The sequence below is a fragment of the Candidatus Nomurabacteria bacterium genome, assembly GCA_020632395.1.
Classification (GTDB): domain Bacteria; phylum Patescibacteriota; class Dojkabacteria; order SC72; family JAHDCA01; genus JACKFQ01.
On sequence record JACKFQ010000002.1, the window covers coordinates 47,894 to 72,062 of the forward strand.

At 40.4% G+C, this 24,169-nt stretch carries 14 protein-coding genes; 5 read left to right on the forward strand and 9 right to left on the reverse strand.

Going from position 1 to position 24,169, the window contains the following annotated elements; genetic code table 11:
- Positions 1-98 precede the first annotated feature (98 nt).
- Genes H6763_02320 through H6763_02335 form a run of 4 tightly spaced genes read left to right on the forward strand, consistent with a single transcriptional unit; the run spans position 99 to position 5,941 of the window.
- Complete coding sequence (locus tag H6763_02320) at positions 99-1,637, forward strand: ribulose-bisphosphate carboxylase (GenBank protein MCB9803642.1); 1,539 nt, start codon at positions 99-101, stop codon at positions 1,635-1,637.
- The gene (locus H6763_02325) at positions 1,627-2,184 is read left to right on the forward strand and encodes a hypothetical protein (protein MCB9803643.1); all 558 of its coding nucleotides are present in this window, start codon (positions 1,627-1,629) and stop codon (positions 2,182-2,184) included. Before H6763_02320 ends, H6763_02325 begins: the two co-directional genes overlap by 11 nt.
- Positions 2,181-2,690, forward strand: coding sequence for a hypothetical protein (locus H6763_02330; protein MCB9803644.1), 510 nt, complete (start codon positions 2,181-2,183; stop codon positions 2,688-2,690). Before H6763_02325 ends, H6763_02330 begins: the two co-directional genes overlap by 4 nt.
- On the forward strand, positions 2,687-5,941 hold the full coding sequence (locus H6763_02335; protein MCB9803645.1) for a hypothetical protein: 3,255 nt from the start codon (positions 2,687-2,689) through the stop codon (positions 5,939-5,941). Before H6763_02330 ends, H6763_02335 begins: the two co-directional genes overlap by 4 nt.
- A gap of 118 nt (positions 5,942-6,059) precedes the next feature.
- On the opposite strand, the gene H6763_02340 is transcribed toward H6763_02335, so the two are convergent.
- The 9 genes from H6763_02340 to H6763_02380 all read right to left on the reverse strand — a co-directional run bounded on the left by H6763_02340 (position 6,060) and on the right by H6763_02380 (position 16,556).
- Complete coding sequence (locus H6763_02340; GenBank protein ID MCB9803646.1) at positions 6,060-6,464, reverse strand: hypothetical protein; 405 nt, start codon at positions 6,462-6,464, stop codon at positions 6,060-6,062.
- Between the two features lies 1 nt (position 6,465).
- On the reverse strand, positions 6,466-6,969 hold the full coding sequence (locus H6763_02345) for a hypothetical protein (GenBank protein ID MCB9803647.1): 504 nt from the start codon (positions 6,967-6,969) through the stop codon (positions 6,466-6,468).
- 2 nt (positions 6,970-6,971) lie between these two features.
- Entirely contained in the window at positions 6,972-8,945 is a 1,974-nt protein-coding gene (locus H6763_02350; protein ID MCB9803648.1) for a hypothetical protein, read from the reverse strand.
- Entirely contained in the window at positions 8,938-9,411 is a 474-nt protein-coding gene (locus tag H6763_02355; protein ID MCB9803649.1) for a type II secretion system protein, read from the reverse strand. The genes H6763_02350 and H6763_02355 overlap by 8 nt, the downstream gene beginning before the upstream one ends.
- The gene (locus H6763_02360; protein MCB9803650.1) at positions 9,398-10,567 is read right to left on the reverse strand and encodes a type II secretion system F family protein; all 1,170 of its coding nucleotides are present in this window, start codon (positions 10,565-10,567) and stop codon (positions 9,398-9,400) included. Before H6763_02360 ends, H6763_02355 begins: the two co-directional genes overlap by 14 nt.
- Positions 10,568-10,569: 2 nt before the next feature.
- Complete coding sequence (locus tag H6763_02365) at positions 10,570-12,084, reverse strand: type II/IV secretion system protein (GenBank protein ID MCB9803651.1); 1,515 nt, start codon at positions 12,082-12,084, stop codon at positions 10,570-10,572.
- 147 nt (positions 12,085-12,231) lie between these two features.
- Positions 12,232-12,828 (reverse strand): type II secretion system protein, encoded by a 597-nt coding sequence (locus H6763_02370; protein MCB9803652.1) that lies wholly within the window; start codon positions 12,826-12,828, stop codon positions 12,232-12,234.
- Positions 12,829-12,978: 150 nt separating this feature from the next.
- A complete protein-coding gene (locus H6763_02375) occupies positions 12,979-13,584 on the reverse strand; it encodes a type II secretion system protein (protein MCB9803653.1) in 606 nt (201 codons plus the stop codon).
- A 104-nt stretch (positions 13,585-13,688) separates the two neighbouring features.
- Entirely contained in the window at positions 13,689-16,556 is a 2,868-nt protein-coding gene (locus tag H6763_02380) for a DEAD/DEAH box helicase family protein (protein ID MCB9803654.1), read from the reverse strand.
- Between the two features lie 266 nt (positions 16,557-16,822).
- Here H6763_02380 and H6763_02385 point away from each other — a divergent pair, with 266 nt between their 5' ends.
- Positions 16,823-24,127: a hypothetical protein gene (locus H6763_02385; protein ID MCB9803655.1), complete on the forward strand. Its 7,305-nt coding sequence runs from the start codon at positions 16,823-16,825 to the stop codon at positions 24,125-24,127.
- Positions 24,128-24,169: the final 42 nt, after the last annotated feature.

Consider the following 24,169-nt stretch of genomic DNA (forward strand, 5'->3'; position numbering starts at 1 on the left):
ACATACTATAAGGATATCAAAGTATTTTCATTCGTGGTTACAATTTGATAATATTAAGAAGAATCAATCTAAGTATATGACTTTTTACAATCTGCCCTATGCAAGAACAATATTTATCACTTGGAAATCGAGATGTATTTAACGGACAGTACATGCTTGCTGCATACAAGATCATACCCTATGGTGGAGTTACATTGGCTGATGCAGCAACAGAAGTGGCCGCAGAATCAAGCACAGGCTCTAACCTAAAGGTCGGATCAGCCACTCCATTCTCCATGACGATGGATGCTCTCGTTTACGAGCTTGATGAAGAGAATCATATGGCATATATTGCCTATCCTTGGAGGATCTTCGATTCTGGAGGAAATATTCAAAACATTATGACATTTATAGCAGGGAATATTTATGGGATGGGTAATCTTGCTGGTTGTAAACTGATGGATGTACAGTTCCCTTCTCAGATGCTCACCAAGTATGACGGGCCAAGCACTAACCTCGATGATATGAGAAAGTATCTTAATGTTTATGACAGGCCTATTCTGGGTACTATTATCAAACCAAAGATCGGACTTACAGCAACCGAGTACGCTGAACTATGTCATGACTTTTGGGTTGGGAGTGGTGATTTTGTGAAAAATGATGAACCACAAGCCGATCAAGATTTCGCACCGTTCACACAAATGGTTGATTCTGTACGACATGCGATGGATATGGCAGAAGATAAGACAGGACATACTAAGGTACACTCTTTCAATGTCTCTTCATCTGATTATGAAACGATGATAAAGAGAGCTGACTATATTCAAAAGATCATGAATCCAGGCAGTTATGCTTTCCTGATCGACGGGATCACAGCAGGTTGGATGGCCGTGCAGACCTTGAGGAGAAAATACCCTGACGTCTTCATACATTTCCACAGAGCAGGACACGGTGCATTTACCCGAAAAGAAAATCCATTTGGTTTCTCAGTGCCAGTATTGACCAAAATGGCACGATTAGCCGGTGCTTCAGGTATACATACTGGTACTGCTGGGGTTGGCAAGATGGATGGTGATTCAACAGAAGATGTAGAGGCTATGCAACAGGCTCTAAGACTAGAATCAAAAGGTTCCTATTTTGACCAGATATGGAGCAAAATACCTAATGAAGATGATGACGTACAAACAATGATCAGAGCCGAAAAGAGTCTTTGGGATGCTGGTGCACATGAACTTAGCAATATGCGTAAAGATGCCATGAAGGTCGAGGGACATACACTTCAGTTCGGTGCTGATTGGAGAGTGATGAACAGGATGTCTCCTATCGCATCAGGAGGTATGAATCCAGTATTACTACCTGAATTCATAGATACTGTAGGCACAATAGACTTCATAATCACAATGGGAGGTGGGATACATTCACATCCAATGATGACTACAGCAGGTATGCAAGCAGTAATGGAAGCTTTTCAAGCTTGGCAGGATGGAATTACGCTGAACGAAGCAGCTCATGATAAGAAAGGTCACGATACAGAACTTGAATCTGCGATCAGATACTACGACAAGCATGGAACTCAAGCTCATCGGGTGCCACAAACTGGTGCCCCCATAGACAATATTGATCCTACAAAGATTGATCAGGGAGGTAATGGACAGTAATAGTCAAAAACAAAAAACAACAAACAAACCTTTACCAGATAGACAAAGGAGGTTGATGTATCTTGTGAGATCGGGATTATATGTCTTACCGGTAGTTTTTCTTGTAGTTGGGTTTGTTGTACTTAGATTCCTATACCAACACAATCTTGTAAATTCAAGCTTTTCAGAATTCACCGATCGATCTCCGATCATCACAAGCAAGATACTAGGTAAACAGCGTATTGATCTAGATAACGAAAGTATTCCATTTAGAAGCGACGGCATAAGTTATGGTGCCACAGTGATACTTCAAGGTTTTGTTGAATCAAAAGAGGGTTCTGTACTACGGATCGTGAAAGGAGATAGCCAGGCAGTAAGTGTAAGACTTCCTGATACAGGATCTCTTAGTATCAGGTGTGTGGAACCAATAGATTGCGTATGTGAATCTTGTGTCCTTGATGATATCGTTCCAGGTACACTTATTGAGATCTTCAATACATATGATCCTATCAATGATGAAAATGTCCTTGATCAAGAGCCAATAATATCTAATGTGACGATCAGATGAAACTCGAGATCAAACAACTATCCCCCAAGATCATGATCATTATGACGATCGATCTTCTGATCGGTTTATTACTACTTCTCGGTCTTTTATGGGTGTATGGATCTGAAAGCATTATATCTTCATTGCCTATGAATCCAGCGATCCAGGATTCCAGTCTCTCGATATATCTATTGGATCAGGATAGATATGAGCTAATTATGCCTGATTCAAGTGATTCATTTGGTTACTATGGCTTCGTGCTAAGAGTACCGGGTCAACTCACCGAATATCTTTGTGATGGGGTACGAAAACAGATCGATCTCTCTATGATGTATCCGACCTGTACCAACGGGATACCAGAGATACTTGATTTCGATGGGGTTGAGGTCACTCCACCTGTAGCTATACAAACTGTTCAATGGAACACCTTCCAAGATTCTATTTCAGGAGGTTGTCAGATCGGATTCCAATATGGTTTGATTGATAAAGAGCAAACTGTTAATCTTACTTGTGAACGACCTCAATGATATACAAACAGAGGACATATCTCGCTTGTACAACGATCATACTGATGATCTTCTCTTTAGGGATGTTCTTGAGGACTCCGACCCCAACAAATGCTGCTTACGAGTGCTCACCTGGCACATCTGAAACGGGAACTTCTACCAACCCTTGTAGTTGTATTGTAAATGGACAATGGAATGTATATCCGAATGATGTTGGCTATTGTCGTGTAAACGATATTCCGAGTGATTGTATGAATTGTTGTGATAACAGTAATGGAGGATGTGGAGGAGGAGGAGGAAATCAGTGTTCGTGTACACCATCATGTATCGACCCAGCACAACCGCTGATAACAAATACAGTACAAGGTGATCCATCAGTGATCCAATGGACAGTTTCAAACTGGGGAAAGGACCAAGGACAGACGACATGTAATAACAATTCTTGTGAAAGAAGTGGATACTCTGGTGCTGGGTATTCTAAGATCTATGCAAACGGAACAGATGTGACCGAACATTGCCTAGAGGCCATAGGTAACGGATCTTCTGCAAAGGTCCCCGACAGCTCAAGCTCTGTTGAAACATGCTCATTGGATTATATAGGTCCAAATTGGCCTGGCACAACAGTTACTTTCAGGGTAGAGATACATAATGTAGACACATCTTGTGACACACCATCAACCACCGCAACAATGACATTTCCGGCTAATGATCGACCGTATTGTGTGGATCTTGATATTGCTGGTGGTAGAGTTGCAGGTGATCTAGTAGGAATAGATCTAAACGCTCCACTTACATTGAGCTTTACAGCTGGCGAAAATGATTCGTACGGTCCTCCCGGGATGCTTGATCTTTGTTATGCAGTGAGAAACCAATCTCTAGCATTTTACTCCACTCCGGGGGACAATGCTTCTTGGGTTTGTATAGGGCCACAATATGACACTTCAACATACACCGTAAACACAACTCTTCAGCAATTGATCAATAACTACAACATCACATCACAAACAAATCCCTCAGATCTCCAACAAGCTATTACTCGATATGGATTTATTTTCACAACCAATGTTGTTGATAATATTTCTGATCAGTTCTGTACGACAAACCTTGCTTGGAACAACGGATCTGGTACTTGGGGACCTCCATTCCCATCCGGTACCTGTGATGGAGGGAATTGTCGTGGAAGTATTTTCAACAATCCACCTTCTATCGATGCAGTATCACAGAACAGTACCATCTACATAGGTACATCAATTGATTCAGACAATGGTTATCAGTGTCAGGACAATAACCCGTACACCTATCAGATGACAGTTTCTGACCCTGATGGTTCGTCAGACATTAACCTACTACATATAGACCTAGCTTCGGACTCAGCATTACTCGATCCCGATCCTAACTTTGTGGGACAAGGGCATTGGGAGATGCGAGCAAGTTTCGGAAAAACCCACTACGGTACTCCAAATGTATTTGCCTTGAGAGATATCAATCCAGATACAGGTACTTTTTGTTATCGTGCAGATAGAAGTTTGGAACCTATTGGAAACGCAAATACACAGTGTATGAAACTGAACGATGGACACAATTGGGAACAAGCGACACTGCTATCCAATCAAACGATGCCAAGTTCAGGAGTTCCTGTCGACATCTACTACCTACAGAATGATATCGAAGTTTATGGTGGTGGACATATCACACGCATGAAGGGTTCGACAGATTGGAGATCTGCTACCTACGTGGCTTATGAAAGAAATGGCGACAGGGTATTTATGAATTATGTCATCGAATTTCTTGATGACGGATCGTATCATTGGAATGGCTCGTATAATCAGATCTACTATGTCCGTGACATAGTCGGTCATAGGACAATTGCTCCGGGTGAAGATAGAACCATAGATCTCCCGGGAGAGAGTATCGTAAATGTAAATAACAGAAGTGCACACCACAAGCTTGGTCGCTCTATTGTTGATCTAAGGTATCCGGAGATCCAAGTAGGAACTCCAGTTGTACAGACAGCACGAGTTATGCGTATCAATTGGTCTGCCAGTGATGCAGATTCTGGTGTCAATAGAGTCTTTGCAGAATCAGGTTTTACAGGAGTACCCCCTGCAAATAACCCTTCATCACCGATCAGTGATCTAACAGCAATTTCATCAGGAGACCCACAAATTGCATCTGCTTATGATGCAGGTCTCTACACCCCTGTTGGGGATCCATTCCTATGGAATATGGTCGACATAAATCAGAATAATGTGAGCCGATCAGAAGATATTGACATAATTGACAATGATGAAGGGACTTTTGACTTCAATGCATACACACAGGACAGAGCATGCAACGCTAACACATTTATAATGAACGAACAGCTTGATCTTCCATGGATCGCCACTATGGGAGGACTTGTGTATTCATTCAGTTCACCAGAGATTGTTGTTACAAGCTATGCAGATACTGGTAATATAGCACCTGATATCAGTACATCTTCACCATTCGACTTTAAAAAAGAAACAGTCGACTTATCCACCGAATGGCTAGGGACAGGAGTTACAACTGCTGATGATAGATTTATCAAGAAATACAATCAAACATACGCCTTTGGAAATCGTTTCTACTCAGATGATAATAACGATGCTGGTTACTGGATCGACTACTTGAATGATCTTCTGGATTACAAACTCGGAATATATCCTGATGAGTATCAAGAACTTGCATACGGAAATGCAACTCTCTCTGGAAATGTAAGTACCCAGGGTTGTGATACAGATAAAAAGTGTGTCATCAGACGTACAGGGAATCTGACGATCAATGGAAATCTTACCTGTGATCGTAAAACAGCTCTTATTGTATATGGTGGATCCTTAACTATCAACGGAGATATACTTTTACCCGCAGGAGATCAAACAAACGGCTGTATCATACTGGTGACAGGAGATGTGATCGTGAGTGCAGGTCAGTATCTATCCAGTACTGGGTCCCCTCCAAGATACGATACCTTGAACGCTTTTATCATATCTGATGGGGCGATCAAGATTCCCGAGGTAGACATAACGGCAGAGATCCGAGATGGTTTGAGAGTATCGGGAAGTATGTTGGGTTTTGGTGTGAGTACAGAAGGCAGAAGTATCGTTCTTGACAGATCCTTGAGATTACTGGACAACTATCTTTATCCGACCCAGGTGATCAAATACGATAAGAGATATCTGTTTCTCGCAAGAGAGATCTTTGGTGGTGAAAAGGACACCTATAAAAGCGAAGTCGGATTCAAAGGTGGATAAATAGCAAAACTCAATACATACACCCTTGATATTCATTCAGAAGAATAACTTTCCAGCTTGGAGACTTTAGTTGCAGAGTTTTTGCTTGATCTCATTGCTGAGGAAGTAAGTAGGCAGTTCAATTGACTCTCGTCACAACTACTGGATAATCAGCGACATTGACCTCATAGGTCATCTGATAGACCGAGTTCTCAAAAGTACTAGAAACGATAAGTTCCTTTAGAGTAGGATCTCCTCCTATATTCGTCACAGACCCATCACAAACCACTGTATCCTCAGATATTTCAATACTTCCTACATAATCTGGATCAAACTTCAATATGGCAATTCCTTCTTCAAGGCAAGACTGCGCATTTAGTCTGGCTTCTGTGTATAGATAGTAGCTCTTGGATGCTTTGCGGATATCAATACTTAAAAGTACTACATTTATCCCGCTGATAAGTAGTATAGACGAGATGAGTATAACAGTGGGAAGAGCAACACTTCCACGATATTTAGTTATTGCCGACTTTATCTTCTTCATATTATGGAGTGATATAGAAGAAATTTAGATCCTGTGTCACAGTAGGAAGGTCCTGATTTTGGAGATCGATATAGATCTCCAAATAGTACATATTCGAACCCGAATCTTCAGCAACTTCTCCACGGAAACGTGTCACTAATGTATTTGGCGGAGTGAGTGGGAATATGTCTACACCATCAGTGATCTTCAAAATACCATTTTCCAGATAATACTCTTTATAACCCGTAGTGGTTTCAAAACGTAATATCCCGCTATCATCATCGAGTTTTGAGGAGAGGATGTCGAAGCTTAATGAATCTCGGATAGTTTCCTCAGTATGTTCTGCTAAGAATATCCTAGTTCGTTGCAATAACAGATTTGCAGTTGAACGCTGGTTTGAGGAGCCTATCGTGAAGTAGAACTGGATCAATGCCAAAAAAAGTAGTGCAAAAAGACCCAGATATACTACTGATTCGATAAGTAAGACTCCTGAATACCGTTTTCTAGAATTATCATCAGCTAACATCTCTATTCCTCGTAAAATATATCTATCTTGTGTAACTCTGGAGTGTAATCGGGATTTTCTGTACTTAAATATGCGATAAATTGTATATATCTATTACCATCATGTAATGTCGGGATCTCTGCATATGAGGGATCCGTATAGTATGTACCTGCAGTACCATCTGGACCGACCCAGGTTGCTTCTGCAACTGCAGCTTCGCTACTAGCAGAACGTATCTGTAATTGTATATCTGTCCCCTCCGGTAAAACTTCGATCCAATTAAAGTACAGATAGTCTGGCGAAAGAGCTACCGAATCATATATGAGAGATTCGTAAGTACCATTTGCACGATACCCAAATCCTAATCCTCCTAATTCCCCTTCATCACCTCGAACTATTTGAAATTCTTTACTATTGTCAGAAGTTAATGCATATGTATAATAATTAGTCTTATCCCAAACTGGATCGTATATCGTAGTGGCATCTATGTCACTAATTGGGTCTTCGACATATAGCCCACCACAATCAACTATATTTTGCTCGTCATTGTACTGGAACACACGGTAGTTATCTTGTCCACCAAGTGATGAACCGGCAATGATCATAATCATATCTTCTTCCACTATCGCAGCGCTTGTTGTAGACATGGTATCCAGGTTTAAAGAATTGATTATCGGAGCCTTGTTTAATCGGTTTGTCAGATTCACTAAAAACAATTCATCTTCACTTCCATTGTGCGTTGTCAGCAGGAATAGTCGTGTCTGATCCTCCGTAACATATAGATCAGTTGTATTCATACTGTTTACTGATAGCCTACCAGTCTGTATAACATCGTTTGGATCTGATATATTCACTTCGTAAACCTCATATGTATCAGACTGCATACCAACATATACAAAATCCCCAATAGCAACTAATGTGGTAATAGATGAAGAGCTACCACCTAGTGTTATGGTATCCAGTACACTCCTTGATCCTATCGGAGAAGAGGCATCAAAAACAACCAGCACCCTACCTTGACCGAGTAATCCAACATTTCCGATCTTGTAGATCGCCATACCATCGGTTGAACCAGGGGCATCTACATAACCAACTACCGAATACGGTGTATCAGAATGATCCAAGATCCGTACTTCCTGTGAGTTTGTATCGGAAGCCATATATGTATAATCTCCATCATTAAAGAGCATGTTAACTTTACCGTTATCCCATGACCCCAAAACATTTATTACTGGCTCAGTTTCGGTGGTATCGATATCTACTTTTGTAAATGCCGTACCTGATGCATTCGCACCTGTTCCTAAAAATGCCTTATCACCATACGCAATAACAGTACTAGCAATACCATTTCCTGGGATGTCATGATATGTAGCAGATAGTGCAGGATTGCACCAGTTTGGCAGTAGATCTACTACCAATTCGAGCTTGACCTCTCCATCATTATCAAGTGTAGATTCTGTTTGCCAGTATGTTCCCACATCAAATTGTTCTTGTGTGTTATTCCTCCATCTTTGGATATCCCATTTGTTTACATATGTGCTTATAGAAGAACTCTTGGCATCACCCCATAGATCAGTCCATTCAACTGTTGCAGTAACCTTGATCGTAAACGGATCAAGTACTCCTCCTGTAGTTACGATATTACCTGTATCATCTCGATAGACAGGATTAGCAGAAAAGTAGCGGGTTACCCCATCTACCACCTGTGTTCCATCAGTGATACTAAAGACTGCCCCACTCCTAGTGAAGTACTTATCTGTGCCATCTGCTTCAGCTGAAAACTCCGACCAAGACAGATTTTTAAAATCCACAACCGCACTTAATAGTTGGGTCATCTGGTTGTTAGCACTAACCAATCTCTGTTCATTTTTTGCGTACATTACAGCATCTATCGAAAATATCGAAACGGATCCTATTATGAACACAAATATAGTTAAAGCCAGCAGGATCTCAAGGAGACTAAATGCGGGGTATTTCTTCATGTTTAGATCATTCATAATAAACTAAACCTTCTTGATTAATTACTACGGTGTATGTATGCGACCCATCAGATAGAGAGATAGTACCATATGCATTTGGTTTCATACTTCCTCTGTCAAAAACTAACTCGTTTGTTGGTGTCAATGTTGCAATATCAGTTAGATCGATATCTGTAAATGTTACGGTATTCTTAAGTTCAAATGTATCCCAATATGTTGCAGTTGCATACGAGGCACCAATAAACACATCATAATCAGAAGAATTGAATCTGATACCGTGTGCAGATCCGTCTTTTTGAGTAAACGAATCCTGTTGAGTTGAAAAGATCAAGGAGGTCACATCTGAAGCTGGTTGACTGACCCTCGTCGAACTAAGTCCTGAAAGAGATAGTGGGACCATAAAATACGCTGCTATGGCAAACATCCCAAGCACGACCACCACTTCAACATATGTAAATGCACCATGTCTATTAAACGCCTTCATTAATACTGCCAGTTAACTGATAAATTGGTAATATGATCAATATAGCCAACAAACCTATCATCGCACCAATAAATACGAGGAGTAGTGGTTCAAGTAATGTTGCAAGATTACCACTCATATCTCCTACCTGTTCTGCATTGAATTCGTATAGATACATTAGATTCTCCTCTAATGAGCCTGTTTCCTCCCCTACCTCGATCATTTTGACATATGTCGCAGGAAAAAAGTCAGGATATTTGCCTAAAGACTCAGATAAACTTGCACCACCCTCTACTCTTTCATGGATATCTGCCAATATCACCTCATATGCTCGATTTGAAGATACTTCCTTTGCAATACCTAGTGAGGCAACGATCGGAATACCACTTTCGAGCAAGATACCCAAGGTTCGGGAAAAGTTTGTCAAAATATGATACTTGTTCAAATTTTTGATGATCGGGATCTTTAATTGAAGATTATCCTTGAATTCCAAACCTTTTTTAGTCTTGAGCAAGACTTTGGAAACTAATGTCAGCACAACAACAACTATAACACCCATCAAAACATTCTCTCGTACAAACCTCGAAACATTCATCATCAGTGCGGTTGTAGGAGGGAGATTATCACCAAATGACGAGAAAAGATCTTCTAGCTTCGGAAGTATGAAGAACATCACACCTAACATTTCTCCTACTGTGATAACCAATACAATGACAGGATACATCAATGCACCCTTTACTTTGGAGTTCAATTCATGATTTTGTTTCAAGAAATCCGCAAGAAAGAGTAGATTTCTTTCAAGCGTACCACCCTGCTCACCAACATCAATGATCGATACCATGATCTTGTCAAAATCTTTAGGAAACTTTTTCAGAGCATTTGCCATAGATGTACCTTCGTGTACCTCTTTGTGTACTTCCGTGAAAATCTCCTGCAATTTTTCACTCGGTGCCTGCTCGGCCATAACTAGGAGGGCTTCAGAAAGAGACATTCCGGATTTCAACATGATCGCTAGATGTCGTGCTGTCAGTGAGATATCCATCGGATTGACTTTTTTCGGAAGAGAGACTGACTTGTTCAGGACTCCTTTCTTTTTCTTGTCTTTTGGATCCTCTTTTACGATATCCTCAACTTTTGATGTGAGACTTGTATTTTCTTTGATCGCTTGTATCGCCATTTTTATTCCTCTCTGATCGCTGTAACGCGAAGTAGTTCATCAATTGAAGTAATTCCTCTCTGAATCTTTTTGATACCATCTTCCACAATTAGGCTCAATCCACCTTTACGAGCCACATCGAACAACTCATCCGTAGTCGCTGCTTCAGAAATCTTCTGTCGCAGAGCCTTATCGATCTCCAAAACCTCGTACAGTCCGATCCTTCCTTTATAGCCTGTACCGCTACACTTATCGCAACCCACCGGGATATAGATCGATTCTCCCGCCTTTAATAGTCTCGCAATATCCGGTCTCATCTTACCGATCTCGGCTTTGTTTTCCTTTGTGAATACCTCTTTCTTTGTACAATGAGGACAGAGTCGTCGTGCAAGACGTTGGGCTACAACGACATTTAACGTCGAAGCTACAAGAAATTCCTCAATACCCATATCTATCAGACGAGGGATTGTCGTAATACTATCGTTGGTATGTATAGTAGAAAGTACTAGATGTCCTGTAAGAGCAGCATTGATCGCGATACGAGCTGTTTCGATATCTCGGATCTCTCCGATCATGATCACATCCGGATCCTGCCTCAGTATCGATCGCAATCCTGTTGAGAATGTGAGATTTGCTTTCTTATTTACCTGCACATGATTTACACCATCAAGATCATACTCGACAGGATCTTCGACTGTAGTAATATTGATCTCAGGGGTACTAATGATCTTTAGTATCGAGTACAAAGTAGTAGTCTTTCCCGAACCGGTAGGTCCAGCTGCTACGATCATTCCGTACGGTTTAGTATAGCTCCTCTCGATCCTAGGAAGTGTAAATTCATCGAAACCAAGATCTTCTAATGCAAAAGATTGTCCATCAGAAGTGAGCAAACGCATCACTATCTTCTCACCCTTAGTTGTAGGCAAGATCGAAACACGAGTATCTACCTTACCATCGTCGCCAAAGATAAATCGGATCTTTCCATCCTGAGGTGCAAAATGCTCATCAGTTCTCAATCTTGCGGAAACTTTGATCTTGAAAACAAGTGCTTGCTCATATTTTTTCTCAACTCGCATAAAATCTCTCAAGATACCATCTATACGGAATCGAACTAGAAGATCATTAGCTCTAGGTTCCATATGCACATCAGAGGCTTTTTCTTGCATTGCTTTGAGAATTATCTTCTCAAGCAGTTCTCCGATGTTTATATCCTCATTTTCTTCTGCAACGATCGAGTCTACGATCTGATCATATGCTTGATTTCCGAAGTTTTCTCGCTCCCTGAGTAAACTGATCCTTTCTTCTGCTTTTTTCTGCGACAAGGATTTTTCAGCCTGTATCTCTTTACCCAAAGTCTTTCGTGTCTTTGGTGATTTCTCAGTAGGGGGACGGATCACCACATTTCCTCCTTCAGGTTCAGGCTTAGTACCTTGCACCGATGCTGTTTTTGAAATCGTATCATCGGCTACAGGTACGACAGTAGCTGGATCTTTTTGGTCAGATGTCTTTTTTGTGGTGGCCGGTTTAACTTCAGCCATATAGAATCCGGGCAGATTTTAGTATTCTACAGTTTAGCTATTTCTCGAGAAAATATCAAAGCCGATAGCAAATGTAGATATATTGTTGCTTCAAAGAAAAAGGCGCCTGTTTAGGCGCCTGTTTACAATCAAATTGACAACGAGCTATTACCTACTCACTGAGATGCTAGCTGCTCTCTCAGGATCTGCTGTGATCGTGACTCGTCCTGATGCAGTCACACAGAAGGTGTATCCTGTATCAGTTAAAGTTGTCCATGTTGTACTCTGAGATGGATCCTCAGGAATGGTTACAATATACTCATCTACAAGCACATTCGTCTGCTCTAGGTCTACATACTCTAGGGCATCACTTACTCCTGAACCATCAAGGTCAGGAGTCGTAGCTGTTAGATAAGTATCTACTCCTTTTCCGATCTTCTTTATACCATCAGCAAGGAGAGAACACAGCATACCTTCAGATCGATTACCATCGGTATCTACATCCAAACCCGTTTCATCTATGTCAGGACTTCCTATTGCGGCTAACAAGGTCTCGATTGTCTGACCTTCCTCTGAAGTATACTGTGTAACAGCGTTCAAAATAGCTGTAACGTCTGCTGATCTCTGAGCATCTCGCGTCTGCTCGAAGTTCTTCGCAGGGTTGATAGCAACGATCGTGACGGCTGCCAGGATCGCGATCAAACCTACGACTACGAGGATCTCGATCAGGGTGAAGCCCTCGTATGTTTTCTGAATTTTTGCCATTGGGCAGTGATAAAAAAATAATATACCTACTGGTATATATGTTATTAGCAGAAGTGGATAAATGTCAAGTCTAAATATTTCTATCATTCCTCTCGTAAAAAAAAGGCGCCTGTTTAGGCGCCTGTTTACAATCAAATTGACAACGAGCTATTACCTACTCACTGAGATGCTAGCTGCTCTCTCAGGATCTGCTGTGATCGTGACTCGTCCTGATGCAGTCACACAGAAGGTGTATCCTGTATCAGTTAAAGTTGTCCATGTTGTACTCTGAGATGGATCCTCAGGAATGGTTACAATATACTCATCTACAAGCACATTCGTCTGCTCTAGGTCTACATACTCTAGGGCATCACTTACTCCTGAACCATCAAGGTCAGGAGTCGTAGCTGTTAGATAAGTATCTACTCCTTTTCCGATCTTCTTTATACCATCAGCAAGGAGAGAACACAGCATACCTTCAGATCGATTACCATCGGTATCTACATCCAAACCCGTTTCATCTATGTCAGGACTTCCTATTGCGGCTAACAAGGTCTCGATTGTCTGACCTTCCTCTGAAGTATACTGTGTAACAGCGTTCAAAATAGCTGTAACGTCTGCTGATCTCTGAGCATCTCGCGTCTGCTCGAAGTTCTTCGCAGGGTTGATAGCAACGATCGTGACGGCTGCCAGGATCGCGATCAAACCTACGACTACGAGGATCTCGATCAGGGTGAAGCCCTCGTATGTTTTCTTCCAATCACGAAATTGTGTCATTGGATTTGTCTGATAAATTTATCCACACTATGTGTATATATCCATATTATTGATAGACGCTGTAGTAGTCAAGCGATATATGCAAGGATCCCTGATCGACCTGCTTAAACCAACTCCCATCTGATCGTGAAAAGGTTGCGGGAACTACTTTTTAACTCCATTGAGGATGAAAGCCTACCTAACATATCATCTTTCTCCAATGTCGAATAATTCCTGATCTTTCTTATGTATCGCATCTTCTTTCTGCGTAAAACACCAACTTCTAGCAACTGCATTTCCAACTTTTCTTTTCTGCGTTCCCTAGTGGAATTCATCCATCTCCTGTGTAGTTTTCGCTTCTCAGTCATGATCAGACGGAGATCTCTCCTGTGAACCAAGACCCTATCATTAAGCCATATCTCCAGTTTCCTTGAAAGTTCTTCCATGTAGATAGTGTCGCGTTCTTGAAGTTTTTTTATCAATTGCTCTTTGTTATGTAAAAAAACCTTCCTCAAGTCGATCCTACCCCGAAAACCTCCCAGATCTTTTGCACTCAGGTGCATCAGATCGTGACACTGTTTCTGTGATAGGATCTGTCCGTCATCAGTAATTGCGTTAAATATCAGATAGTCTTCAATCTGCATACCTCTAACTGTGACAAGTTTCAATTCAAGAAAACCTCTGCTCTTTTTTAACTTTTTAAGAGAATCAAACCGGGGTTTTACTGAGGCGTATCTGAATTTTAGATGATGCACTGGTAGTTTTCCTCTATATGCTTTATCTAATATCTTTTTTCCTATTCCTTTATTTACATAAAATTTTCGCCTATCCCCTCGCAGTGTCTCATCAAATCCGTAGATCCCCAGATCTTCTTTTTTCATGACAAGCGGTTTACGTCGAAGATTTAAGTAACCGGCACCACGAGTCGTGACAGTTCCTTTATCTCCAACAACAACTGCGGATATTATCGTCAAGCTTTTTTTCAATTCGGTGATACTCTCATCATACCTATCAAGTATCTTTTTGGTCAGTCGCTTCTCTGTTTGAGCTGACTTGATCACTAATCTATTGTAGTAATTGTTCATCGATCTCGATACTGCGTCTTTTATCTCTACAGATATCTTCCTAAAAGGCTGGTCCATGAGATGTACTGTATGTGTTTGCATAAAGAACTTGAAAACTTCCATCGCATAATCGGTTCCGACACCAATTGATCCTATCGCTCTATCGGATCTTCCATGTTTACCTGAGAATATTTCAAAGTTCTCGGATTGGATCTGATAATTCCATTTTTCAAACTCATTCGCTTCATTGACAATATTGAGTACCAAGATGTCATTGTTATTGAACTGGCCACTTACCCTCGAGATCCTCCATTCAGTACGGTAAGGATCGATAGGAAGGTCGTAGTTCACCACTACATCACACTTTTTTAGTACCTGTTCGGACATTCCGGGATCAGTTGCGACTAGATATTCACCTTTGGATTGGAACTCATTTATGATCGCAGTTCTCCGGTCTATCAACTCATCACCAGTGAGAAGATAGTGATTTTCCTTGTTGTTGATGAATCGATGATATATCTCGAGGGATCTTTTGTCTTGATTTCGCTTATTGATGGTATATATATTGCTAAACCCGCGATCATGCAACATAAATGCAATGTATTTCTGTGCCTGTTTGGATTCCGTGTAGATAATATAATGCTTTCGTCCACTTTTTCGTTTTAAACTTCGCTCTGCTTTGTTCAAACCGTTTACCAATGCATTTATCCTCGAATCCTTTTTGATGCTCAAAGCATACTCTCGCATTATCAACAGATCGTTCTGTTCTTTATCAACAGCGCGTTTGATATTCTTCTTGCTAGTTGCGTCAAGCTTGCCCCCATCCTTCTTTCTGTACCATTCATCATCGATCCAGGAAAGTGTTTCAATATCATTTTTAAACTTACGGATGAGCGAAGTTGAAGGATCTTTTGCTTGACGAACTATCTTTAGAGCTGCATCTATGTACCCCAAGCCTCCCATCGCAATCTTTGGTGATACTACAAGTTGTTTATACAATGCTAATGCCTGTAAGCTCTCTTTCTCACTAGGTAATCCAAACTTTGAAGTATTAATGAAATAATTATTTACTGCCGTTATGAAATCTGATTCTAATGCTGATGGTTTATAACTCAACAAGATCTCCCTTCGAAATGCCTTCCCGATATAATCTTTTGCACGATGATGAGGAGTACGGATCATTACCGGTCTCAACCTTTTGGATAACTCTCCATAGTCGATATCATCGGTGATACTGACGAACTGATAATTAAAACTTCGTTTATCACCGAAGGCGTATTTATCCACAAGATTACCCAATCTAAAAAGACGCTTCATAGTGCTTTGGAATGGATTTGATGTGATGAGTAATTTTGGATACGGTTTGACAAAAAAAGATATACTATCACCGATAGCACTACGGATATCATATATATTCTTTAACCTATGAGCTTCATCGACCACAATGAATTCCCACTCTACCTTCTCCAGTAGATTCATCCGTTCATAAGCAAATTTGTATGAGCAGATCACAATCGGATCAACATCTAACGGATTTGCATTATCCAACTTTTTTAGCTCAACCAATTTTCTTTCCGTTATAACCATACTCTCAAAGCCGAATAACCTCTGGAGGTTGACCTTCCACATAGTAATTTCTGTCACAGGAGCGATTATGAGAAATTTCTTCTCTCCATGATTTTTAAGATTTGAGAGCACCAAACCTGTCTCAACACTTTTTCCCATTCCAATTTCATCAGCTAGTATCGCTCCCTTCGAAAGAGGAGAGTTGAGAACAAAGTCTGCAGCAGAGAGTTGGTGCGGATATATTTCGATATTTGAATCATATATTGCATTAGTTAGCCTGTTGAAATCATCCATCGGAAATCTCCGACGGATCTTTGCAGCTAAATATTTGGCATGATATTCGGTGATCCCGTTCAGTTTCATAAGTAATTCATTGTATCATTAAATAATATTAACCATGACCCAAATATTACTTAGTGATTCTATTCATACGAATGCTTTGATACACTATCATAAGGGTGAAGAGCGCCTGTAATCAATTGACTGATATATGTTGTGAACAAGATACCAAATGGTTATACTCACAAAACGTATTCTTTGAACTCTGATCAAGAAACAACCTAAACGATATCAGAATCATATGTTCTCATAATCTCTTACTCAAATCGTATTTATACAAAATATGCGAAATGTATAAACGACAAAAAATAACACAAATAAGTTCCTTGTATAGAATTTCAATTTTCGTTTCTATCGTAATACTATTACTCATCACGGTCCGCTCTGCAATTTCTCCCTCGATTGTTGCTAAAACCGAGAGACTACAGCTTGCTGAGATACTCGGATCACAGGGTTGGGATCTCACTGATCCAGGTGCGTTATTTGATGCCACTAATAATACCAGTACTCAAGAATCAGGTTCTTCCCTTCAACTCAGCTATGCTCTTACAGAAGAATGTACCGGGCCTATCCAAGAGATACTTGTCAACGCCCAAACAACGACCGATTCTACATATATCGTACGCCTAAATGATCAATTCTCTACTACTGTCAGCGCGATCGAAGGTGTGTTCACTATAAAAACCCCAAACAAAGATGACGGACAACCTTGGGTCTGTGATGATGTAAAAAACTTACAAATTACACTTACAAGTAGTGAAAATTTGAACAACTCTGACTCAGTAATCCCAAACTCATGGAGTATCAGCACACTTACAGTAGATGTCGTATTCCAGATAAAAGAGCCCAAACTAGCACAGAATAGATATTTATGGGATACACTTGCAGATGACAACAATATTACCCCTATTAACTACGACAATTTAGTTTTGAATGTAGGACAAAGAGCAATCCTATATGTGGAAATTGAGAACCGTTCAGATCATTCTTCAACAACTAAAAATATCGGTTTCCAGTTTGCAAGTTCGACCCAAAATTGCGACTCTCAAGAACTCGACTGGAAAACTATCGATGAGCATTCGGAAGTTTCTTGGTGGGAAAATCCTGTGATCGATTCAACTTCAGAATACCTATTAGATCAAAATGATACCGCTTGCACCTCTGGTGGTTGCGTTAAAGTAGAAACAATAGCTAGTAACAAGGCTTTTCTGACAACAATCATCCCTAGATCCGAGAGCCTACAGATCTCTATTCCAATTGACACAAGAAATGCCAGAACAGAAACAGATTATTGTATTCGAGCAATCATCTATGATTCTGAAACTGCAAGTCCACGACTATTTGACGAATATAGTAGTATTCCAAAATTTTCAACAGCACCAAACCCTACTACTGACCCATCTTCGTTAAATACAATTACTGACCCAGAAATTTCCCTAGAAAAGGTTGACTTTGCCGCTGAAGAAAACGTTTCATTAGAATTAATATATTTTGAAAAAGATACAGGGACTAATAAGATCATCAATAGTGTAATAGCGCGAGAAAGACATTTAGAGATAAATGAGTACTCTGTAAATACAGTTGTGAGAGATTCAACTGGAGTAGAATATTCAGAAGCACCTGAGATAACTCTTCTTCCTGATGGAACTACGAATATTGTGATCCCAAGTAGTTCAGAAATGCGACCAGGCAAATACTCACTCTCTGTAACAGTAGAAAAGGAAGGCACACCTCCGATCGAACTAAATCAAGATTTTCTTTGGGGTGTTGTTGCGATAAATTCTCCTCAATCAACATATAGACCAAACGAGATTGTTGATCTTTATATGTCTGTATTGAATACCGAAGGAACAACTATTTGTGATGCTGATATTGACCTCGTGATAACATCACCAACAGGTACGATGTCTAGTTATAGTACTGAAAACGACTCAATCCAAAGATCGGAATCTTGTGCTCCACATTCAGTAACTTACCTTCCCGACTACCTCCTTTCATTTTCGGATACCACAGAGCCTGGAACATACATACTTAATGCTAAGATCACACATCCCGAGATTAACACGAAGGTTGAAAGCTCCTTTAGAATAGAAAATGATCCAGCATTTGTCATTACAAGAAATGCTCCCACTAGAATATACCCTGCCTCAAGATATGAAACGGAGATCACAGTATTTTCAAAAACAGGATATAAAGGTGTGATCAAGGAACATGTTCCCAAGATCTTTAGTGAAATTGAAACAGACGCTTTCGTTGAGATACTCACTGATCACAAAACACTATCTTGGAACGTTGATATCCCGGTAGGCGAAAAAATCTCAGTTAAATATAGTTACAAACCACCATATATCAGTCCTGAGATGTTTCTATTAGGTCCCTTGAAACTGGATGGGTATATTGAACCTCGTCAATGGCATATAGCTTCCGATGCAATTGGTGATTTTGCAACATATAGAGAGTCAACAGGATTGGACCTAATAAATACTACCGTCACAAATCTAAACTGGGATACCACGGTTGCTTCATCTTCTACATTCACCCTACAAGGTAACGGAATAGATATTGACCTCGCTGACGCAGGTCATTATCTGGTTATGTATTCGGTACCAACCGAAGCCAATAGCGGTGACAATTTGAGGAATGAACTTCAATCATGGTTACGTATCAATGATACGACAAATCTTATCTACGGTCGTGGCCAAGGATATAACCGTTTCACTGCCAACAATTATGAGGCGTATAATTCTGGTGCTGCTATAATCGAAGTAAATGCAGGAGACGATATACGTCTTCAAATGCAAAGGACTGATTCATCATCAGCAACATCACGCCGAAGAGCAAATAAGTCAGGGATAGATTTACTGAAACTAAACGATGATTACTACTATATCCGCACAAGACCCACTACGAACCAGAGTGTACCAACAAATAATAGTTGGACAGATATTTCCTTTGCCACAGATGATGAATTAGATAGTACAGGTTATTCGAGATCAGGTGCAGATATTACACTAAAGGATGTTGGGCATTATCTGATCACCTACAATGTAGGATTTGCTACTACTGGAACAGTTCGTGTAAATAACGAAGCGAGACTAACACTTGGTGCTTCTGATACTGAAATTAATGGAACTAGAACAACCACCTATATTCGAGGAACAGATGGTACAAATGATGGGATGGTGTCTTGGATTGGTATTATCGAAACATCCTCTACAAATCAAATCCTTAATCTTGAATATCGTCTTGAATCAACATCCAACCCCCAATACAATAGTACAAAAGCTTCAGAGACAGGCTTAACCGCTGTAAAACTTCCTGATTATGCTGAATATATCCGATTAGATGAAACTTTAGGTGGTCAAGATCTTAGCACATCACAAACTGCTGTAACTTGGGATAACACCTTAGAGGAAGATAATGGTTCATTTACTCACGATCCAACTTATACCGAGAGGATAAATATCAACCAAAATGGAGATTATCTGTTTTTACACTCTATGTATGCTTTAAAACCAACAGGAAGTAGTGTTCGAGAAACTCAATTCCTCCAGTGGCAAAAGAATTCGGGTCTTTATCCTTACGGTTCTTCAGGAGCGTTTAATCGAGGAGAACAAGGTGGAAACAACAGTTATAGTAGTGGTTCATCCGGTGGTCTAATAGCAAATTCTTTGACAAATACGGATTATATTGAGTTAACACAGATAAACGAAGCATCAAACTCTACCGCAGTTTATACTGCAGGATATATGGGCTTACAGGGATTAAACTTAGATTCCTTAACAGTTTCAGACCCAATCACTCAACAGAGCCATTACCGGTGGAGAGATGACTCAACCGCTCTGAATAGTGATGGAGGATGGTTAGCATCTGAAGATACAAGTACAGGCATTACTTTCTTTAAATACGAGAACTACAGGATCCGTATTGCCGTTGCAAATATCGGAACAGGTGCAGAATCTGCATCCCGAAACTATGAACTTCAGTTCGCTGATAAAGGTGCAGAAACAAGTTGTTCAAGTGTCACAGGATGGACAGGAGTTGCAAATTCATCAACAGATGAGATCAATATGTACGATTCAAGTAACATTACTTCAGATGGTCAAGGAACGTCACAGTTATTTGCAAATATTGATGGTTACTCTTTTACTACTGGTGAAGGTCGAGATCTCTCAGATACTACTGGGAGTATCGGCCCTCTGAACAACCTTTACTACACAGAATTAGAATACACTGTCAGGATATCAGATCAGGCATTGACAGGCAGTACATACTGTTTACGGCTGTATGACACGGCAAATACAGAAGAACTGAACCAATACAATGTTTTTCCAGAGATCATACTTGAATCTGCAGGACTTCCCCTTGCCCCAACTATGGAGTGGGGAACGCAAAGTTCGGTAACTGACACAGCTTGGACAACAGTAAATTTCTCTAAATCATATGCAAACCCCGTATTCTTTTGCTCAGCTGAATACAATCATAACATTGGAAATGAGGGCGATGGAGATGCTGATGCGCTAACATGCCGTATCAACAATGTTAGTTCTACAAGTGCACAAGTACGCCTCCAAGAACCCGGATCATCAACATTGGCGACTAATGAAACTATCCATTGGATTGTAGTCGATGAGGGAGCTTATGACACACCTGAGATCAAGTTCGAGGCCTTTAAATATCTATCTACTGTGACAGATGGTAAAACAGCTGGATATACAGGAGAGACCCAATCATACACAAATTCTTACACAAGCCCTGCTGTTTTAGGCAGTATTGAGTCTTATAATGACACAAACTTTTCATATTTTTATGCTAAGGGAAGTGGTGCAAATGCGACATTACCAAGTAGTTCATCATTAATAACTGGTAAGCATGTAGCTGAAGATTCCAATACGAGTCGTAATAATGAGACTATCAGTGTCCTTGTTGTGGAAAGTGGACATGGGACACTAAATAATGGTGACATTGAGTATGAAGCGAACCAAACAACTACAGCACCTGTTGATCGTATCGAAGAAAATCCTCCTTACACAGTTTCATTCTCCACTCCATTCTCGAGTACTCCGACCGTTGCGATAGTATCTCAAAACGGAATAAGCGGATCTGATGGTCCAAGTGTGAATATGTATGGGAATAGTATACTCTCAACAACAAATATTGATCTAGCTGTTATGGAAGATGAGATAACGGATACAGAGCAGACAGGTAATACCGAAAATCTTTCATATTTTGTTTTGGAATCATCTGGGATATTTCATGCTGCCAATGTTGGTTTTGATCAGGATAAATACCGTTTCTATGAAAATAAAGATAGTTCAGAACCAGACACAGCACTTTCTTCAGAAAATACAAATATTTCTGGTATCTCAATCAACGATGTAGTTAGGTTAAGGGTAGGGACTCAAGCCGCTGATACGATAGACGCATCTGCATTCTCACTAAAATTACAGTATGTGGCTTCGAGTGATTGTCCGAATGCTTCTGGTTGGACCGATGTTGACTCTAGCGGTGGATCTGGAATTTGGCGCGGATACAATAACGCATCTGTAACGGATGGTGTTACATTAAGTACAAATCTACTAACAAATTCAAATATCAAACAAACATATATAGAAAACGGAGCCATGAGTGGCACCAACCCTAATGCAATAAGTACTGGTGACAGATCTGAGTGGGACTGGGTAATTCAGAACAACGGGGCAGTGGGATCTACAAACTATTGCTTTAGGTTAGTCGATGATAATGGTATCACTATGAATTATACACTCTACCCTCAAATTTCTACCGCATCAGTAACTAATACAAATCCTGACAACCCCTCAAGCATGGACCAAAAGAGAAGCACAAATAGTATATCAATACCAATCGGTGTATGGGTAAATGAAAACAGTATTAAATTTACAGCCTTAGCTTCTGATTATGACTCAGGTGATACTCTACAACTTTGTGTCGAGAATCAACCAATTGGAACAAACTTTACAAATACGGAAACGAACTGTGGATCAGGTGTATTGTATTCCGGATCGCCAGTAACGGTTGAGACTACCATTTCTGGTCTTAACAATGATGATTATCATTGGCAAGCCAGGATTAAAGATGACTCCTCCGCGTACTCAAATTGGGTTTCATTCGAAGCGAATCCTGAAGGTGAGATCGATTATGGTGTAGATCTAGCGGGACCACTTGCAGGTTCTGTTTTCGATGGTGAAATATATTTGAACGATTCAGATATCAACGATGGTTCCCTATCGACTTTTATAGGGAGTTGGAGTGGATTCACCGATGCATTATCTGGGATATCACATTGGGAATACGCTCTGGGTACTTCTCCAGGTGGAACAGATGTCGAGAATTGGACCGAAGCAGTTGACAATGGGAATCTCTTTAATGATGGATTTGAAACAGGAGATCTAATACCATGGGATACATTATCAACAGATGGAGGTGATCTAACGGTTGTTCCACATAAGTCACATACTGGAAACTACTCTGTATCGTATTTGATCGATGATGTTACAGCTTTATATGTACAGGACGATCTATCAAGCCAGACGAATTACCATGCACGAGTATATATTAATCTCGTCGATCTAACTATTGGAAGTGGTGAAGAATTTGTATTTTGGCAATTAATGGACACAATAACACCATATGCCGAGATAAAGATAGGGAATGATGGCAGTAATTACTACCTCAAAGCCACAGAACTTGTTGGGAATCATTCCACTACCAATGTATCAATCACCTCAAGCGGATGGGTCGACGTGGAAATTCACTGGTTTGCAGGTACCAACAGCTATCTATCAATGTTTGTCAACAATATAGAATACACTACTGCCACAACCGACACCTCACTATTATCGATCAATAAAATGAGATTTGGGATGATCTATGGTCGTGACAATGGAACATCTGGTACATACTATATGGATAACTTCACATCGGACAATCTTGAGTATCAAGGTCCGATTGAGTACCATACTGCTACGATCACAGGTATCGGACATCTTCGTACCGGATTGGATTATTACCTATCAATAAGGGGTGTCGATAATGCTGGTAACACTGGATCTCCTACGTCATCGGATGGTTTTACAGTTCTCCCAACCTTCGCTTTCAGCCTCAATAATTCGTCGATCAGCTTTGTTAATCTCAACTTCGCTAACTCTTGGACAGACACTCAAGCAATACAAACCTCAGCTTCAACAAACGCCCATGAAGGATACACTACCTACATATATACCACTCAACCATTCACCAATACTCTCTCTCCTACTTATACGATACCCAACTATTCAGGAACCAATAGTGTACCAACCACATGGTCCGGAACAGGTTTTGGCTACACAACCTCGGACAATAATCTTACTGGTGGTATGGCTGATAGATTTACCAATGGAGGTCCCAAATATAGCGGTTTTCTCAACGCAGGTCCTGGTGTTCCAGTAGCAGATCACACGACAAATATCACAGGAACAACAGGTGCATTGATCAATCAACAGTTCGATATCACTCTGAGGGTTACCGCAGATGGAGGACAAGCTGCTGGACCATACAGTACGGATATAGTGTTCATAGCTATACCTAATTTTTAGGAGAGTTACATTCTCACAGATATTCAACATCCTTTCACACTC

What these genes read in the sequence shown, in the direction of transcription:
- H6763_02345 (MCB9803647.1), bottom strand. Translation starts at nt 6,969, where the DNA reads ATGTTAGCTGATGATAATTCTAGAAAACGGTATTCAGGAGTCTTACTT.
- H6763_02370 (MCB9803652.1), bottom strand. Translation starts at nt 12,828, where the DNA reads ATGGCAAAAATTCAGAAAACATACGAGGGCTTCACCCTGATCGAGATC.
- H6763_02340 (MCB9803646.1), bottom strand. Translation starts at nt 6,464, where the DNA reads ATGAAGAAGATAAAGTCGGCAATAACTAAATATCGTGGAAGTGTTGCT.
- H6763_02325 (MCB9803643.1), top strand. Translation starts at nt 1,627, where the DNA reads ATGGACAGTAATAGTCAAAAACAAAAAACAACAAACAAACCTTTACCA.
- H6763_02365 (MCB9803651.1), bottom strand. Translation starts at nt 12,084, where the DNA reads ATGGCTGAAGTTAAACCGGCCACCACAAAAAAGACATCTGACCAAAAA.
- H6763_02330 (MCB9803644.1), top strand. Translation starts at nt 2,181, where the DNA reads ATGAAACTCGAGATCAAACAACTATCCCCCAAGATCATGATCATTATG.
- H6763_02350 (MCB9803648.1), bottom strand. Translation starts at nt 8,945, where the DNA reads ATGAATGATCTAAACATGAAGAAATACCCCGCATTTAGTCTCCTTGAG.
- H6763_02375 (MCB9803653.1), bottom strand. Translation starts at nt 13,584, where the DNA reads ATGACACAATTTCGTGATTGGAAGAAAACATACGAGGGCTTCACCCTG.
- H6763_02385 (MCB9803655.1), top strand. Translation starts at nt 16,823, where the DNA reads ATGTATAAACGACAAAAAATAACACAAATAAGTTCCTTGTATAGAATT.
- H6763_02320 (MCB9803642.1), top strand. Translation starts at nt 99, where the DNA reads ATGCAAGAACAATATTTATCACTTGGAAATCGAGATGTATTTAACGGA.
- H6763_02360 (MCB9803650.1), bottom strand. Translation starts at nt 10,567, where the DNA reads ATGGCGATACAAGCGATCAAAGAAAATACAAGTCTCACATCAAAAGTT.
- H6763_02335 (MCB9803645.1), top strand. Translation starts at nt 2,687, where the DNA reads ATGATATACAAACAGAGGACATATCTCGCTTGTACAACGATCATACTG.
- H6763_02355 (MCB9803649.1), bottom strand. Translation starts at nt 9,411, where the DNA reads ATGAAGGCGTTTAATAGACATGGTGCATTTACATATGTTGAAGTGGTG.
- H6763_02380 (MCB9803654.1), bottom strand. Translation starts at nt 16,556, where the DNA reads ATGAAACTGAACGGGATCACCGAATATCATGCCAAATATTTAGCTGCA.